The organism is Serratia sp. 2880STDY5682894 (assembly GCF_001537385.1).
GTDB lineage: Bacteria > Pseudomonadota > Gammaproteobacteria > Enterobacterales > Enterobacteriaceae > Serratia > Serratia nevei.
In genome coordinates this window covers 411,897-428,900 of record NZ_FCJA01000003.1, presented here as the reverse complement: position 1 = coordinate 428,900, position 17,004 = coordinate 411,897, and the positions used below count along the sequence as shown (strand labels likewise).

General features: G+C 63.4%; 14 protein-coding genes. 9 read left to right on the top strand and 5 right to left on the bottom strand.

Annotated features, from left to right (window positions below; all coding sequences use genetic code 11):
- Nucleotides 1-109: 109 nt before the first annotated feature.
- Nucleotides 110-1,063 carry a VirK/YbjX family protein gene (locus AWX27_RS10290; RefSeq protein ID WP_060421702.1) on the top strand — a complete coding sequence of 318 codons (954 nt, stop codon included), beginning with the start codon at nt 110-112 and terminating at the stop codon, nt 1,061-1,063.
- Between the two features lie 14 nt (nt 1,064-1,077).
- Here the strand turns inward: AWX27_RS10290 and AWX27_RS10285 are convergent, their stop codons facing one another.
- Nucleotides 1,078-2,736: an ATP-dependent endonuclease gene (locus AWX27_RS10285; protein WP_038880734.1), complete on the bottom strand. Its 1,659-nt coding sequence runs from the start codon at nt 2,734-2,736 to the stop codon at nt 1,078-1,080.
- A 187-nt stretch (nt 2,737-2,923) separates the two neighbouring features.
- Between AWX27_RS10285 and AWX27_RS10280 the strand changes: the two genes are divergently transcribed.
- The 5 genes from AWX27_RS10280 to ltaE all read left to right on the top strand — a co-directional run bounded on the left by AWX27_RS10280 (nt 2,924) and on the right by ltaE (nt 9,721).
- Entirely contained in the window at nt 2,924-3,820 is an 897-nt protein-coding gene (locus AWX27_RS10280) for a LysO family transporter (protein WP_060421699.1), read from the top strand.
- A 180-nt stretch (nt 3,821-4,000) separates the two neighbouring features.
- Nucleotides 4,001-5,650, top strand: a complete 1,650-nt coding sequence (gene hcp / locus AWX27_RS10275) for a hydroxylamine reductase (protein WP_060421649.1) — start codon at nt 4,001-4,003, stop codon at nt 5,648-5,650.
- A 56-nt stretch (nt 5,651-5,706) separates the two neighbouring features.
- The gene (hcr, locus tag AWX27_RS10270) at nt 5,707-6,708 is read left to right on the top strand and encodes an NADH oxidoreductase (RefSeq protein WP_060421694.1); all 1,002 of its coding nucleotides are present in this window, start codon (nt 5,707-5,709) and stop codon (nt 6,706-6,708) included.
- 199 nt (nt 6,709-6,907) lie between these two features.
- Nucleotides 6,908-8,629 (top strand): ubiquinone-dependent pyruvate dehydrogenase, encoded by a 1,722-nt coding sequence (gene poxB, locus AWX27_RS10265; protein WP_060421690.1) that lies wholly within the window; start codon nt 6,908-6,910, stop codon nt 8,627-8,629.
- Nucleotides 8,630-8,704: 75 nt separating this feature from the next.
- Nucleotides 8,705-9,721 carry a low-specificity L-threonine aldolase gene (gene ltaE / locus AWX27_RS10260; RefSeq protein WP_060421685.1) on the top strand — a complete coding sequence of 339 codons (1,017 nt, stop codon included), beginning with the start codon at nt 8,705-8,707 and terminating at the stop codon, nt 9,719-9,721.
- Between the two features lie 30 nt (nt 9,722-9,751).
- On the opposite strand, the gene AWX27_RS10255 is transcribed toward ltaE, so the two are convergent.
- Together AWX27_RS10255 and AWX27_RS10250 are read right to left on the bottom strand one after the other, a co-directional pair.
- A complete protein-coding gene (locus AWX27_RS10255; protein WP_060421682.1) occupies nt 9,752-10,447 on the bottom strand; it encodes an N-acetylmannosamine-6-phosphate 2-epimerase in 696 nt (231 codons plus the stop codon).
- Nucleotides 10,444-12,000: a PTS transporter subunit EIIC gene (locus AWX27_RS10250; protein WP_060421679.1), complete on the bottom strand. Its 1,557-nt coding sequence runs from the start codon at nt 11,998-12,000 to the stop codon at nt 10,444-10,446. The genes AWX27_RS10255 and AWX27_RS10250 overlap by 4 nt, the downstream gene beginning before the upstream one ends.
- Nucleotides 12,001-12,167: 167 nt before the next feature.
- Here AWX27_RS10250 and AWX27_RS10245 point away from each other — a divergent pair, with 167 nt between their 5' ends.
- On the top strand, nt 12,168-12,995 hold the full coding sequence (locus tag AWX27_RS10245) for a MurR/RpiR family transcriptional regulator (protein WP_060421676.1): 828 nt from the start codon (nt 12,168-12,170) through the stop codon (nt 12,993-12,995).
- Here AWX27_RS10245 and AWX27_RS10240 read toward each other — a convergent pair whose 3' ends face one another.
- Entirely contained in the window at nt 12,996-13,343 is a 348-nt protein-coding gene (locus AWX27_RS10240) for a DUF1294 domain-containing protein (RefSeq protein WP_033654657.1), read from the bottom strand.
- A gap of 151 nt (nt 13,344-13,494) precedes the next feature.
- Here AWX27_RS10240 and AWX27_RS10235 point away from each other — a divergent pair, with 151 nt between their 5' ends.
- Nucleotides 13,495-14,934: a DUF2867 domain-containing protein gene (locus AWX27_RS10235; RefSeq protein WP_060421672.1), complete on the top strand. Its 1,440-nt coding sequence runs from the start codon at nt 13,495-13,497 to the stop codon at nt 14,932-14,934.
- Nucleotides 14,935-15,092: 158 nt separating this feature from the next.
- Entirely contained in the window at nt 15,093-16,103 is a 1,011-nt protein-coding gene (locus tag AWX27_RS10230; protein WP_060421669.1) for an NAD-dependent epimerase/dehydratase family protein, read from the top strand.
- On the opposite strand, the gene AWX27_RS10225 is transcribed toward AWX27_RS10230, so the two are convergent.
- Nucleotides 16,104-16,940, bottom strand: a complete 837-nt coding sequence (locus AWX27_RS10225; protein WP_060421666.1) for an N-acetylmuramoyl-L-alanine amidase — start codon at nt 16,938-16,940, stop codon at nt 16,104-16,106.
- Between the last annotated feature and the right edge of the window lie 64 nt (nt 16,941-17,004).

Genomic DNA, 17,004 nt, shown 5'->3' with positions numbered 1-17,004 from the left:
CTTAGCTCAACACAATGTGGAGACACGCCTGGTTACAGTTCAGCATTGAACTCCCGTTTAGTGAAGCCTTGATGAAATAGCGCCATTCAATACAGCCAAGGATTTCATCATGTCACAGCTCAGCTACCCACTCGCCTCCGCCCGGCCGCTTAACGGCTGGCAACTGATGACGGCGCTGATCAATGGCGAAAAGGCACCGAGCAACGCCTGGAAAAAAACCTCGTTTCGCCTGAAGTTTCTCGGCCGTTCGCTGCTCAACTGGCGCACTACCAGCGGCCTGCTCAGCACCCTGGCCAGCAACCCGCTGCTGGAAGAGATCCTGAGCGCGCAGCCGAACCTGCCGTGCAAACTGCATCGCCCGTATCTGGCGGCCAACATGAGCAAGATCGAATGCCTGTTCGCCCTGCGCGATCATTACGATCTCATCGCGCAGCGCATGCCGCTGAAGATGCGCCTCGGCCACCTCGGCCCGCAGTCTTTCGTGCTGGCCAGCGCGATGGGCAAAAACGAAGCGCCGATCGCGCTGGAACTGGCGGCGATCGACAAGCTGAATAAGGAAGGGGAAGCCACGCTGCTGCTGCGCAACGCCAACGGCGTGATGCTGGCGGAGATCACCTTTGCGCTGATGCATTATCAGCAGCAACCCACGCTGTTCATCGGCGGCCTGCAGGGCGCCAACCATGAGGTGCCGCACGCCGAGATCCAGCACACCACCAAAGAGTGTCACGGCCTGTTCCCCAAACGCCTGGTGCTGGAAGGCATCTGCACGCTGGCGCGGCACCTCGGTATCCGCCAGATCGTGGCGGTCGGCAACGCCACCCATATCTATCAAAACTGGCGTTACCAGAGTAAGAAGAAGGACAAACTGCACGCCGATTACGATCAGTTCTGGCTGTCGATGGGCGCCAAACCGCTCGACAGCGGCTATTTCCTGCTGCCCGAACGCATCGCTCGCAAGCCGATCGAAGAGATTGCCAGCAAGAAGCGCGCCGAGTATCGCCGCCGCTATCAGCTGCTGGACGAGCTGGAACAAGGATTGGCGGCGCATTTCTGCGCCCGATAACGCCCGGCTGGCCGTCAGTCCGCCCGGCCGCGCGCCAGCCAGATCACCCGTGAGAACATTTTCTTCAGCAGCGGCGGCACCGAGTCCGTGCCCCATTCGCCGGCCTGCATCGCGACCTCGATCGCCAGATCCGGCTTCGACGAGTGGTGGACCGCTTTCAGGATCACCTTGCGCACCGGCATCTGCGCGTTGAGCGGCACCGACGCCATCCGGTGATAAACCGGGCCGAACCCTTCGCGGAACATGAAGTGCTCCATGTCCGGCGCCGGCAGCGCGGTCAGCCGATCGCGCTCGTTGTCTTCATGATTGTCCAGCAGGCTGCGCACGGTATTGGCGTACTTTTTTCCCGCCTCGTCGCCGTCCACCAGCGCATGCCACTCGATGCCCATGCGGCGGGCAAAGCGCAGCAGCGGCTTCAGGCCGCACTGGGCGAATTCGATGACCCTCACCCCTTCCGCCTCGAAATGGTAGCCGCACTGGCGCGCCAGCTCGTTCAGCAGCCACACTTCGGTCTCGCCTTCCACCAGCAGCCAGCAGCGGGCGAACAGCGACGACGGCCGGTTGAAACGGATGTGAAACGCGATGCGCCGCCCGTCTTCGGCGCTCAGCCCGCGCGGCCCGAGACGGTAGGTCGCGACCCGCCCCGACTCGCGCACCAGCCGGCAGACGTGCTCCACCGGCACCAGCGACACCAGTTCGCTGGAGTTGGTGGTGGTGATGCGCTGCAGCGGCAGCTGATTGAGCAGCCCCCAGGCCACCGACAGCATGATCGGGTGCAGGCGAGTTTCCGGGTCTTCCACCAGCAGCAGCGGCCGGGCATGCGGATCCAGCTTGACGTCGCCCTTGGCCTGCAGCAGGGTGGAAAACATCCCGAGCAGGATCAGGCGCATGCTGCGGCTGTTCGGTTCGGCCACCATGCGGTTGATGCCGTCCAGCGCACGCCAGGCATCCTGCTCCGGTTCGCCGCCGCGGCGGCGCGGCCGCGCCACCTGCGAACTCTGCTCGGCAAAATAGTGCTCCAGCAGCTGCTGCATGGCCGCCAGGCCCTGGCGCAGCTCACCGTTGGTCAGCTTCTGCGGATTGCGCACCAGCTCGCGCGTCAGCTGATCCAGCTGCTGCGCCAGCGCCTGGGTATCGGGTTTGCGTTCATCGCCGAGGCTGCTGGGGCGCAGGCGGCGAATAAAGCGCGCGTCACGCAGGCGCAATACCGGGTGGATGCGGATGATGGCGTGGGCCAGCTGTTCGATATGGTGCAGTTGAAAGGCGTTGCCGTCGGCGTCGAGAAAACCGCGCCAGGTGCACACCGTGCCGTCGTCGGCCAGCTCGCCCTCGCAGCGATAATGAATGCGGCTCAGGCCATCCTCGCCCTTGACCCACAGCGGCGTCAGGTGGCGATAGCGCGGCAGGTGCGCATGGCCGATGTCTTTTTCGCAGAAGGTGAACACCACCTGCAGGTGGCGCTCTTTGGCCGACTCTTCACCGGGGGGAAAATGAAAGTCGTGCGCTTCAAACCGATACAGCTTCTGCTCCGGCGCCAGCAGCAGCGTCAGCGCATCCAGCAGGCTGGATTTACCCCAGGCGTTTTCGCCGAGCAACAGCGTGTTGTCGTCCAGCATCAGGGACAGCCGATTAATGCCGCGAAAACCTACAATTTCGATACGCTCCAAGAACATCCGCCGCCTCCCGTGCGCGCCGTCGCCTCTTCAATGAGGTGACCTTCACAGAGCATGGTCAAAAAACCCCTTGCAGGTCAAGCGGCCAACGTCAAATCTGCCGCTTTACTCCAGCCGGGCTTTTGGTTAGCGTGTGCTCCTCGCCGCCGTTCGGCGCGCTTCAAAACTCAAGGACACAAGCTGCACCATGTACTCAGGACTGTTGATTATTCTGTTACCGCTGATTGTCGGTTACCTCATTCCCTTACGCCATCGCCCGCTGCTGGTGCTGATCAACCGGCTGCTGAGCTGGATGGTGTACGTGATCCTGTTTTTCATGGGTATCAGCCTGGCGTTCATGGAAGATCTCAGCAGTAACCTGGTGCTGATCTTCCAGTACAGCGCGGTGTTCTTCTTCTGCATTCTCTGCGCCAATCTGCTGTTGCTGACGCTGCTGGAGCGGCGCATGCCGTGGCGCAGCAGCCATAAACAGGAAAAGCTGCCTTCGCGCGTGCACATGGCGCTGGAGTCGCTCAAGCTGTGCGGCGTGGTGCTCGGCGGCTTCCTGCTCGGCCTGACGCAGTGGCAATGGCTGCAGTTCGCCCATAAAGGCAGCGAATATGCGCTGATCTTCCTGCTGTTGCTGGTCGGTATTCAGCTGCGCAACAGCGGCATGACGCTGCGCCAGATCGTGCTCAACCGCCGTGGCACGCTGGTGGCGTTGGTGGTGACCGTCGCGTCGCTGGCCGGCGGCGCGCTGGCGGCGCAGCTGCTGGGGCTGCCGGTCAAGGCCGGGCTGGCGATGGCCTCCGGCTTCGGCTGGTATTCGCTGTCGGGCATTCTGATCACCGACGCCTACGGCCCGGTGATGGGCAGCGCCGCGTTCTTCAACGATCTGGCGCGCGAGCTGGTGGCGATCATGCTGATCCCGACGCTGGTGCGCCGCAGCCGCTCCACCGCCCTCGGCCTGTGCGGCGCCACCTCGATGGACTTCACCCTGCCGGTGCTGCAGCGCAGCGGCGGGCTGGACATGGTGCCCCCCGCCATCGTGCACGGCTTCCTGCTCAGCCTGCTGGCGCCGGTGCTGATCGCCCTGTTCTCCTGATCCTTTCCCCTGGGGGCCGCCCGGCCCCCAAAGCGTAATAATTCCCATCCGCACGGCAAAATTGCGCTAAATCAAACTTGCCCGCAGTAGTCGCACAAAAGCCTTTTGCAACCCCGATCGCCGATCTATGCTTTTAAACAAGCATTACAAATGCAACTTTAAAAATAAAAGGAAGCGACTATGTTCTGTGTGCAATGTGAACAAACCATCCGTACCCCGGCAGGCAACGGCTGCGCGTATGCTCAGGGCATGTGCGGCAAGACGGCGGAAACCTCCGATCTGCAGGATCTGCTGGTGGCGGCGCTGCAGGGGCTTTCCGCCTGGGCGCTGCAGGCGCGTTCGCTGGGCATCGTCGACCACGAGATCGACAGCTTCGCCCCGCGCGCCTTCTTCTCCACCCTGACCAACGTTAACTTCGACTCTCAGCGCATCATCGGCTACGCGCGCGAAACCCTGCTGCTGCGCGATTCGCTGGCCGCCCGTTGCCGGCTGCTGGACGCCGGCGTACGCGTCGATCACCCGATGGCGGCGCTGCAGCTGGCCGGTGACGATATGCCTGCGCTGCTGCAACAGGCGGCGCAGTTTGCCCTCAACAGTGACAAGGCCGAGGTAGGCGACGACGTCCACGGGTTGCGCATGCTGTGCCTGTACGGCCTGAAAGGCGCGGCGGCCTATATGGAACACGCGCACGTGCTCGGCCAGTTCGACGAGCAGCTCTATGCCGACTACCACGCCTTTATGGCCTGGCTCGGCACCCGGCCGCGCGACGTCGATACCCTTCTGAACAACGCCATGGGCATCGGCAAGATGAACTTCAACGTGATGGCGATCCTCGATCGCGGCGAAACCCAGGCCTACGGCGATCCGCAGCCCAGCGCGGTCAACGTGCGCCCGGTGGCCGGGAAAGCCATTCTGATCTCCGGCCACGATCTGAAAGATCTGCGCATGCTGCTCGAACAAACCGAAGGGCAAAACGTCAACGTCTACACCCACGGCGAAATGCTGCCGGCGCACGGCTATCCGGAACTGAAAAAATTCAAGCATCTGGTGGGCAACTACGGCAGCGGCTGGCAGAACCAGCAGACGGAATTCGCCAAATTCCCCGGCCCGATCGTGATGACCTCTAACTGCATCATCGATCCGAACGTCGGCAACTACGGCGATCGCATCTGGACCCGCAGCATCGTCGGCTGGCCGGGCGTCAACCATCTGGAAGGCGACGACTTCGGCGCCGTGATCCGCCAGGCGCAGGGCATGAACGGCTTCCCTTACACCGAGATTGAGCACCTGATCACCGTCGGCTTCGGCCGCCAGACGCTGCTGAACGCCGCCGACACGGTGATCGATCTGGTGTCGCAGAAAAAACTGCGCCACGTCTTCCTGGTCGGCGGCTGCGACGGCAGCCGCGACGAGCGCAGCTACTTCACCGACTTCGCCCGCAGCGTGCCGCAAGACTGCCTGATCATGACGCTGGCCTGCGGCAAGTACCGTTTCAACAAGCTGGACTTCGGCACCCTGGAAGGGCTGCCGCGCCTGCTGGACGTCGGCCAGTGCAACGACGCCTACTCCGCCATCATGCTGGCGGTCAAGCTGGCGGACACGCTCGGCTGCAGCGTCAACGAGCTGCCGCTCAGCCTGGTGCTGTCCTGGTTTGAACAGAAGGCGATCGTCATTCTGCTGACGCTGCTGTCGCTGGGGGTGAAAAACATCGTTACCGGCCCGACTGCGCCGGGCTTCCTGACCGACAACCTGATGGCGATCCTCAACGAGAAATTCGGCCTGCGTCCGATCACCACCGTCGAGCAGGATATCAACGCGCTGCTCGCCTGATGCCGTTACGTTATGGGGCCGCCTGCGCCGGCCCCTTTGCTTTTTGAGGTGCCCCGATGACTCAACCCACTCCGCTTTGCCCGAACCGCATGCAGGTGCATTCCATCCAGCGTGAAACCGCCGACGTCTGGACGCTGAACCTGATCTGCGACGTTTTCTACCCTTATCAGGCGGGCCAGTTTGCGCTGGTCAGCATCCGCAACAGCGAGGAGACGCTGCGCGCCTATACGCTCTCCTCCTCGCCCGGCCAGAGCCGCTTTCTCAGCATCAGCGTGCGCTGCCTGCCGGACGGCGTCGGGTCGCGCTGGCTGACACAAGAGGTCAAGCCCGGCAACACGCTGTGGCTGTCCGATGCCCAGGGCGAGTTCAGCTGCGAGCGTCACCCGGCCGATCGTTATCTGATGCTGGCCGCCGGCTGCGGCGTGACGCCGATCGTCTCGATGTGCCGCTGGCTGACCGCCAACCATCCGGCCTGCGATATCGCCGTGATCTTTAACGTGCGCACCCCCGCCGACACGATTTTCGCCGATCAATGGCGCGCGCTGTGCGCCGCCCATCCGCAGCTGCGCCTGACGCTGATGGCCGAGCGGGATCTGCAACCCGGCTATCTCAGCGGCCGCATCGATGAACAGACGCTGCGGCAGGCGGCGCCGGATATCGCCGAACGCACGGTGATGACCTGCGGCCCTGCGCCCTACATGGAACAGGTGGAGCAGCTTTGCCGCCGGCTCGGCGTGCCGGCCGAACGTTTCCATAAAGAGCAGTTCCACACGCCGACAACGCAGGCCGATGCCACTGAAGGGCTGACGCTGCGCGCCGCCCGCCCGCTGCGCGAATTCCGCGTGCCGGTCGGCAGCACGCTGCTGGCGGCGATGGAAGCCAATGCCCTGCCGGTCAACGCCGCCTGCCGCGCCGGGGTGTGCGGCTCGTGCAAAACCCGCATCCTCGAGGGTGACTACACCACCACCAGCACCATGACGCTGAGCGCGGAAGAGGTAGCTCAGGGCTATGTGCTGGCCTGCAGTTGCCAGCTGCAGGGCGACGTCACGCTGGCGTGATCCCCTGGCCCCATCGCCGCGATGGGGCATTTATCGGCAAGCTCCCTCATCCCCGCCCGGTTACACTTTCCTCCGTCCTACGCTCTTTACCCTTCCTGACCGCATCTCGTCCACAGCCGGTAAGCTATGCTTGCAGTTGTTCTGCTGACACTCACCGGATCGAGTACACATCGTTTTTCAAACCATGTTTGGGGGAACCATGAAGCAAACCGTAGCCACACTGATCGCCAAAACGCTGGATCAAGCCGGCGTAAAACGCATTTGGGGCGTGACCGGCGATTCGCTCAACGGCCTGAGCGACAGCCTGCACCGCATGGGCACCATCGAATGGCTGGGCACCCGCCATGAAGAGGTGGCCGCCTTCGCCGCCGGCGCCGAAGCCCAGCTCACCGGCCAGCTGGCGGTGTGCGCCGGTTCCTGCGGCCCCGGCAACCTGCACCTGATCAACGGGCTGTTCGACTGCCACCGCAACCATGTGCCGGTGCTGGCGATCGCCGCACACATTCCTTCCAGCGAAATCGGCAGCGGCTACTTCCAGGAAACGCATCCGCAGGAGCTGTTCCGCGAATGCAGCCACTATTGCGAGCTGGTTTCCAACCCGGAACAGCTGCCGCGCGTGCTGGAGATCGCCATGCGCAAGGCGATCCTCAACCGCGGCGTCTCGGTGGTAGTCTTGCCGGGCGACGTGGCGCTGCGCATGGCGCCGGAGGACGCGACCCTGACCTGGCATACCCCGGCGCTGCCGCTGGTGCAGCCGCCGATGAGCGAGCTGAACAAGCTGGCGGAGACGCTGAATCAGGCGAAGAACATCACCCTGATGTGCGGCAGCGGCTGCGCCGGCGCGCACGATGAGGTCGTCAAGCTGGCCGAGCTGCTGCAGGCGCCGGTGGTGCACGCGCTGCGCGGCAAGGAGCATATCGAGTGGGATAACCCGTACAGCGTCGGCATGACCGGGCTGATCGGCTTCTCCTCCGGCTATCACGCGATGATGAACGCCGACACGCTGGTGCTGCTCGGCACCCAGTTCCCCTACCGCGCGTTCTACCCCACCAACGCCAATATCATTCAGATCGACATCAACCCCGGCAGCATCGGCGCGCACTGCCCGGTCAACATGGCGCTGGTGGGCGATATCCACACCACCCTCAGCGCCCTGCTGCCGCAGCTGGAGCCCAAGCGCGACCGGGCGTTCCTCGACAAGGCGCTGGAGCATTACCGCAACGCGCGCAAGGATCTCGACGGGCTGGCGACCGCCAACGACGACCAGCCGATCCACCCGCAGTATCTGGCGCAGCAACTCAGCCAGTTCGCCAGCGACGACGCCATCTTTACCTGCGACGTCGGCACGCCGACGGTGTGGGCCGCCCGCTACGTGAAAATGAACGGCAAGCGCCGCCTGCTCGGTTCGTTCAACCACGGTTCGATGGCCAACGCCATGCCGCAGGCGATCGGCGCCCAGGCCACCGCGCCGGATAAACAGGTGATCGCCATGTGCGGCGACGGCGGCTTCACCATGCTGATGGGGGATTTCCTGTCGCTGGCGCAGCTCAAGCTGCCGGTGAAAATCGTGGTGTTCAACAACAGCGTGCTGGGGTTCGTGGCGATGGAGATGAAGGCCGGCGGCTATCTGACCGACGGCACCGACCTGCATAACCCGGACTTCGCGGCGATCGCCAACGCCGCCGGCATCAAGGGCATCCGCGTGGAAAAAGCTTCGGAGCTGGACGGCGCGCTGCAGGAGATGTTGGCGCACCCCGGCCCGGCGCTGCTGGACGTGGTCACCGCCAAGCAAGAGCTGGCGATGCCGCCGCAGATCAAGTTCGAACAGGCCAAAGGCTTCAGCCTGTACATGCTGCGCGCCATCATCAACGGCCGCGGCGACGAAGTGGTCGAGCTGGCGAAAACCAACTGGCTGCGCTAAGCAAGCTGCCCCGGTGAAATAAAGGGTATATGATGCCATGTACCCTTTTCCTCTCCCTTATATTCCAGGAACCCTATGCTTATCGATCTACGCAGCGACACCGTCACCCGCCCCAGCGCCGCCATGCGCCAGGCGATGGCTCAGGCAGAGGTCGGCGACGACGTCTACGGCGATGACCCGACGGTCAACGCGCTGGAGGCCGAGGCGGTACGCCTGTCAGGTAAAGAAGCGGCGCTGTTTTTGCCCAGCGGCACCCAGGCCAACCTGGTGGCGCTGCTGAGCCACTGCCAGCGCGGCGACGAGTATCTGGTCGGCCAACAGGCGCACAACTATAAATACGAGGCCGGCGGCGCGGCGGTGCTGGGCAGCATCCAGCCGCAGCCGATCGAGGCCGACGCGGACGGCACGCTGCCGCTGGATAAGCTCGCCGCCGCCATCAAACCCGACGATATCCACTTCGCCCGCACCCGGCTGCTGAGCCTGGAAAACACCATCAGCGGCCGAGTTCTGCCGCAGGCCTACCTGCAGCAGGCGTGGCAGTTTAGCCGCGAGCGGCAGCTGGCGCTGCATATCGACGGCGCGCGCATCTTCAACGCCGCCGTGGCGCTGAACCTGCCGCTGAAAGAGATCGTGCAATACTGCGACACCTTCACCATTTGCCTGTCAAAAGGATTGGGCGCGCCGGTCGGATCGCTGCTGTGCGGCAGCGAGGCCTTCATTCAGCGCGCGCTGCGCTGGCGCAAGATGACCGGCGGCGGGCTGCGTCAGGCCGGCATCCTGGCGGCGGCCGGTCTTTACGCTTTGGAGCATAACGTCGCGCGGCTGCGCGAAGACCATGACAACGCGGTCTGGCTGGAGCAACAGCTGCGGCAGATCGGCGTAGAGATCGCCGAACCCGGCGCACAGACCAACGTGCTGTACCTGCGCCAATCACCGGCGCTGGCGGCCAAATTCGGCCCGTGGATGCGCAAACGCGGCGTGCTGATCAGCAGCGGCCCGCTGACGCGCATTCTGACTCACCTCGACGTCAGCCGTCAGGATCTGCAGCGGGTGGTCGAACTGTGGCGGGAGTTCCTCCAGCAGCACGCCTGATCCCTCCTCCCCAGCGCGCCGGGGAGCCCTTCACCGCCTGCCGATGGCCTCGACAAAACGGCGGGTAATCTGCTGCGGGCGCGTAATGGCGCCGCCCACCACGACCGCATGCGCCCCCAACGTCAGGCAGCGTGCGGCCATCGCCGGCGTTTCGACATTGCCCTCGGCGATGACCGGCACCGGCACCGCCGCCAGCACCGCGCGCAGAAAACCGAAATCGCCCTCCGCCAGTCGGGCGCCCCGGCTTTCGGCGGTATAGCCGTGCAGCGTGGTGCCCACGCAGTCGAACCCCAATCTGGCAGCCTCTTGCGCCTCTTCCACGGTGGCAATGTCCGCCATCAGCAGCAGCCGGGGATACCTGGCGCGGATCGCGGCAACCAACGCCGCCAGCTGCAGCTCCCCTGGCCGAGGGTGGCCGGTCGCGTCCAGCGCAATCATCTGTGGCGCCGCAGCCATCAGCTCATCGATTTCACGCAGGGTCGGCGTGATATAGACATCGCTACCGGCATAATCGCGCTTGATAATGCCGATCACCGGCAGCGCCACCGTGCGCATGATAGCTTTAACGTCTTCGACGCCGTTGGCGCGGATCGCTGCCGCACCGCCTTGCTCAGCCGCCAGCGCCATGCGTGCCATGATAAAATCGCTGTGCAGCGGCTCGTCGTCCAGCGCCTGGCAAGACACCACCAGCCGGCCCTTAATCTGCTGCAAAATGGAAAGCGTCATAAATCCAACAACTCCTCGACTTCGTTTTTAATAATGGTCACGTGCGGGCCATAGATCACCTGAACGCCGTTGCCGCGAACGATCACCGCCCGCGCGCCGCTGTCCTTCAGCCCGCCCTCGTCCAGCAACCGGCTCTGTTTTAACGTCACGCGCAGCCGCGTGGCGCAACAATCCAGTTCGACGATATTCTCTTTGCCACCCAGCGCCGCCAGCACCTGCTGCGAGCGTTCGGTGCCGCTCATCACCGCTTCCGGCACGGTTTCCACCTCGCGCCCCGGCGTTTTGAAATTGAAGCGCAGGATCAGGAAACGGAACGTGAAGTAGTACAGGAAGAACCAGGGCACCCCGACCAGCGGCACATACATCCAATGGGTTTTCGCTTCGCCCTGCAGCACGCCGAACAGCATGAAATCGATAAAACCGCCGGAGAACGTCTGGCCGATGGTGATATGCAGAATGTGTGCGATCGCGAACGCCAGGCCGTCGAACAGCGCGTGCACCACGTACAGCGCCGGCGCGATGAACAGGAACGAGAATTCGATAGGCTCAGTGATGCCGGTCAGGAAAGAGGTCAGCGCCGCCGACAGCAGCAGCCCGCCGACGCGCTTGCGGTTCTCCGGGCGCGCGCTTTGGTACATCGCCAGGCAGGCGCCGACCAGGCCAAACATCATGGTGATAAAGCGGCCGGACATGAAACGCGCCGTGCCGATGTAGAACTGCTGCGTATTCGGGTCGGCCAACTGGGCGAAGAAAATGCGCTGCGTGCCTTCCACCAGCTGTCCGTTGATCACTTCGCTGCCGCCGAGCGCGGTGGTCCAGAACGGCAGGTAGAAGATGTGATGCAGGCCGAACGGCCCAAGCATGCGCAGCACGAAGCCGTAGATAAAGGTGCCGAGATAGCCGCTGGCGTCCACCAGGCCGCCCATGCCGAAGATCAGCCGTTGGAAAGGCGGCCACACCACGGTCATCAGGGCGCCGACCGCCATCGCCGCCAGTGAACTGACAATCGGCACAAAGCGCGAGCCGCCGAAAAAGCCCAGGAACGGCGGCAGCGCTATTTTGTTGTAGCGGCCGTGCAGATACCAGGTCACCAGACCGATGACTACCCCGCCGAACACCCCGGTCTCCAGCGTCTGGATCCCGAGAATCGTTCCCTGCCCCACCGCGCCGGCGTTCTGCGTGGCCAGCGTGCCGTTGATTTTCAACAGCGCATTGATGGTGGCGTTCATCACCAGATAGGCGATCAGCGAGGCCAGCCCCGCCGTGCCCTTGTCGCTTTTGGCCAACCCCACCGCCACGCCGACCGCGAACAGGACCGCCAGGTTGGCGAACACGATGGCGCCGGCGCTGGCCATCACCGTAAATACGCTTTGCAGCCAGCCGACGTCGAGCCAGGGATACGCCTCGACGGTATTGGGGTTGGACAGCGCACCGCCGATCCCCAGCAGCAGGCCGGCCGCCGGCAGTACGGCGATCGGCAGCATGAACGATTTGCCGAACAGCTGGGCTTTTTCGAACCAGCCGCCGGAGCGTGACAATTCTGGTGTTGACATAAATTTTTCCCCGCTATCATTTTTATGATGAAAATTTTTACCACATTAAAATTTATTTAATGAAAATTTTATTCATAACGATGATCGGCTTCACAATCCGTCGATTTTGCTGGCGAGCGGCGGCGTCTTTCCGCCACAATAGAAACGGGCATACTCAGAAAGGTAACGTGATGAATACAGGCAACTTGTTATTGCGGCTGCGGCAGGATTTGGCGGGGTACAGCCCCACGCTGCAAAAGCTCGGCAACTATCTTCTTGCGGAGCCCTCCCGCGCCGTTTACCTGACCATCACCGAACTGGCGCGTGAAAGCGCCACCAGCGAAGCCAGCGTCACGCGGCTGTGCCGCCATCTGGGCTGTAAAGGCTATACCGAATTTAAAATGGCGCTGGCCCTCAGCCTGCAACAAAACCAGCCGGAGGCGACGACGCGGCAAAGCGCAACGGAAAATTTGGTGGAAGAGAGCGTGCAGGCGCTGCGGGATACCGGCGCGCTGTTGGATCCTCAGGCGCTGCAACAGGCGGCGGACAGCCTGCAGCGTTGCGCTTCGGTACAGATTTACGGCGTCGCCGCCAGCGCCATCATCGGCGATTTTCTGCACTACAAACTGTTGCGCCTCGGCAAACCGGCGCAGCTGTTCAGCGACATGCACCGGGCGGCGATGAACGCCGCCTCACTGAGTGAGCGGGATCTGCTGATCGTCATCTCCAGCTCCGGCTCCACCAAGGACGTACTGCATGCGGTGGCGTTGGCCAAAGGGCGCGGCGCACGCGTGATCGCAATCAGCAACACCCAACGCAGCCCGCTGGCTAAAATGGCGGATACGCTGTTGGTGGCGGCCAAACCGGAAGGGCCGCTGACCGCCGGCGCCCTGCCGGCCAAGGTCGGCGCCATGCTGCTGGTGGAGTTGATGATCGCCGAACTGGCTCAGCGCGATCCCGCCTACGCTCAGGCGATGCAGGCTACCGCGAGCGCTACCCTACCGCTGCTGTTGTAATCAGAAGATCCAGCGGCCATAAACCCAGTACCACAGCCCCAGCACCGCCACCAGGTTGAGCGCCACGCTGAGGATGAACCAGGTTTTAAACGGCTGTTTCTGGGTTTTGTGGCGAAACAGCTGCTGTGCCGCCAGTGCGCCCAACCATCCGCCCAGCGCGCCGAACAGCAACAGCGTCGCCTCCGGTACCCGCCGCCACCCTTTGCGCGCCGCCAGCTTATCGCCGCCGTAGATCAGAAACGTCAGCAGGTTGGCCAACAGCAACCACATCCACACCGGATGCAGCGAGAACAGGCTGGCGACCAGCGCCAGGCCCAGCAGGGCGTAACAAATCACATTGAGCTTCATGACATCCGGTTTTTCGTTCGGTAAGGGGGCGCGTAGTGTGAACCTGCGCCAGGATGGATGCAACCGGCTTATACCCATACAAAAAGTGCATTTAAACCCTGAATTTGGCATCCTGTCGTTCTGCCAATCCTCTACCGCACAAGGCGGCCCGATGACACCCCAACGCGTACTGGTTCTTGGAGCCAGCGGCTATATAGGCCAGAACCTGATCCCGCACCTGATCGAACAGGGGCACCAGATTACCGCCGCCGCGCGGCGCATCGAGTGGCTGCAGGAGCGGAACTGGCCGCAGGTCAACTGCCTGTATGCCGATCTGTATCGCCCGGAGACCCTGAGCGCGGCGCTGTGGGAGATCGATACGCTTTACTATCTGGTACACGCGATGGGCGACGGCGACGATTTTATCGAGAAGGAGCGCCAGGCGGCGGAAAACCTGCGCGACGCGCTGCGCAATGCCGGCGTCAAACAGGTGATCTTTCTCGGCGCGCTGCAGCCGAACGACGACAGCTCACCGCACCTGGCGGCCCGCCGCCTGACCGGCGAGATCTTGCGCCAGAGCGGCGTGCCGGTGACCGAGCTGCGCGCCGGCATCATCGTCGGCCCCGGCTCGGCGGCGTTCGAAGTGATGCGCGACATGGTCTATAACCTGCCGGTGCTGACGCCGCCGCGCTGGGTGCGTTCGAAGTCGTCGCCGGTGGCGCTGGAGAACCTGCTGGTTTATCTGGCCGATCTGCTGGCGCACCCGGCGCAGGAACACCGCATCTTCGACGTTGCCGGGCCGGAGTACCTCAGCTATCAGGATATGTTCAAACGCTTTATCGCCCTCAGCGGCAAGCGGCGCTGGCTGATCCCGATCCCCTTGCCGACGCGGCTGATTTCGGTGTGGTTCATCAGCCTGATCACCTCGGTGCCAACGCCGATCGCCCGCGCGCTGATCCAGGGGCTGAAGCACGATCTGCCCGCCGACGGCCGGCCGCTGCAGGCCCTGATCCCGCAGCGGCTGCACACCTTTGATCAGGCGGTCGCCACCACGCTGCAGCGCGAACAGGAGGTGGTCGATTCCGCCGACTGGGGCTACGATCCGGCGGCGCGGGCCCGCTGGCGCCCCGGCTACGGTTACTATCCAAAACAGGCCGGTTGTTCGCTGGACACCGCCGCCACCCGCGAGGCCCTGTGGCAAACGGTGCAGCAGCTGGGGGGCGAAGAAGGCTATTTCTACGCCAATATTCTGTGGCGGATACGCGCTCGCATGGACGACATGATCGGCAACGGGGTGGTCTACGGCCGCCCGGCGCGCGCGACCCTGGCGCTGGGCGACGAGATCGACGGCTGGAAAGTCATCACGCTGAAGCCGCTGCGGCAACTGGCGCTGCTGTTCGGCATGAAGGCACCGGGGCTGGGGCGGCTGAGCTTCAGCATCACCGATCACGGCGATCGCCGCACGCTGGACGTGCGCGCCTGGTGGCATCCGGCCGGCTTCAGCGGGCTGCTGTATTGGTTCGCCATGATGCCCGCACACCTGTTCATTTTTCGCGGCATGGCGAAGCGCATCGCCGAGCTTGCTGAGAGCCGGGATCGCCAACAGCGCTGAACGCCGTTCATTTGTCGATCAACCGCACAGTTTGCCGCTGTGCTTCGGGGCTTTCCGATTGCATAGCGCACGAAATCACGGAAGAATGGCATCTTATTTGCTGGGAGCGCCGCAAGCGCCCGCCGGTATTCCGATTTTGGGTGAGAATAGAGTCCGTTATGAAGGTATTGGTCACCGGTGCCACCAGTGGGTTAGGCCGTAACGCCGTTGAATATCTGCGCCGCCAGGGCATCAAAGTGCGCGCCACCGGCCGCAACCAGGCGATGGGCGGCCTGCTGGAAAAAATGGGCGCGGAGTTTATTCATGCCGATCTCACCAATCTGATCTCTTCGCAGGCCAAGGCGATGCTGGCGGACGTCGACGTGCTGTGGCACTGCTCCAGCTTTACCTCGCCCTGGGGCACCGAAGAGGCCTTCGAACTGGCCAACGTCCGCGCCACCCGCCGCCTCGGCGAATGGGCGGCGGCCTACGGCGTAGCGCAGTTCATTCACATCTCCTCCCCGGCGATCTATTTCGATTTCCACCATCACCGCAACGTGACCGAAGACTTCCGCCCGCAGCGCTACGCCAACGAATTCGCGCGCAGCAAGGCCGCCGGCGAGCAGGTGATCCAGCAGTTGGCGCTGTCCAATCCGCAGACTCATTTCACCATTCTGCGCCCGCAGGGATTATTCGGGCCGCACGACAAGGTGATGCTGCCGCGGCTGCTGCAGATGATCAAACGCTACGGCAACCTGCTGCTGCCGCGCGGCGGCGCGGCGATGGTGGACATGACCTATCTGGAGAATGCGGTGCACGCCATGTGGCTGGCGACGCTAAAAGAAGATACCCCGTCCGGCCGCGCCTACAACATCACCAACCAGCAGCCGCGCCCGCTACGCACCGTGGTGCAGCAGCTGATCGACGATCTGGGCATGAAATGCCGCATCCGCTCCGTCCCCTATCCGATGCTCGATATGATGGCGCGCGGCATGGAACGCCTCGGCAGCAAAAGCGAGAAGGAGCCGGTGCTGACCCACTACGGCGTCGCTAAACTCAACTTCGACCTCACGCTCGATACCACCCGCGCGCAGCAAGAGCTGGGCTATCAGCCGATCGTCTCGCTGGAAGAAGGCATCGCGCGCACCGCCCGCTGGCTGAAAGATCACGGCAAGCTGCACGGCCTGTAATCAACGCGCCGCGCCGTACTTCACCAGCAGCGCATCGACAATCGCTTCACTCTCTGCATCCGGCTCGCCGCGCACATCGTCGGGCCGGAAGTGCATCTGAAACGCCGCTACCACGTTGCGCTGCTGCCGCGCATCCCATGACGGCTCGATCGCATAGCCGTAACGCGCCAGTTTTTCGAGCAGCGGCGCCATCGGTACCGGCGCATGACGATCGCGCCCCGCCAGCAAACGCTGCACGTCTCGTTCGTCCGGCCAGGCGCCGATGCCGGCCTGGGCCAGCTGCCGCCAGGGGAACAGCGGGCCGGGATCCTGTTTGCGCTGCGGCGCGATATCGCTGTGCCCCACCACGTCCTGCGGCTGGATGCCATAGCGTTGGATAATGTCGCGGCTCAGCGGGATCAGCACGGCGATCTGCTCCGCCGTATAGGGTTGCCAGTGGGTGAACAGCATGCTGCGGGTGAAGCCCTTGTTGACGATTTCGATGCCGATCGAGGTGTCGTTGAGGTTGCTGCGACCGCGCCAGGCGCTGGTGCCGGCATGCCAGGCGCGCATCGCCTCCGGCACCAGCCGGTACACCGTCGGTTTGCCGTGCTCGCGCTGCGGGTGCGCCGGCAGCAGATAATGGGCGCTGACGTGCTCGTCGGTCAGCGTTTTCAGCGATGAATGGAAGTCTTCCGCCGTGTAGTGCATCACCAAAAACCGGATGCGTTGATCGGCGCCCTGCGCCTGATGCAGGGTTTCGAGCTGGTAAGCGCCGCGATCGACGAGCGTGTCCTGCTGTGGATTTTGGCACCCCGCCAACAGCGCGGCGGCGATGATCCCTGGCCAAATTTTCACTTATCCCCCTGATTGTCGTCCGTGAAAATGGTAATGCGGCGCGATTAGCCTGTATCCAATCATC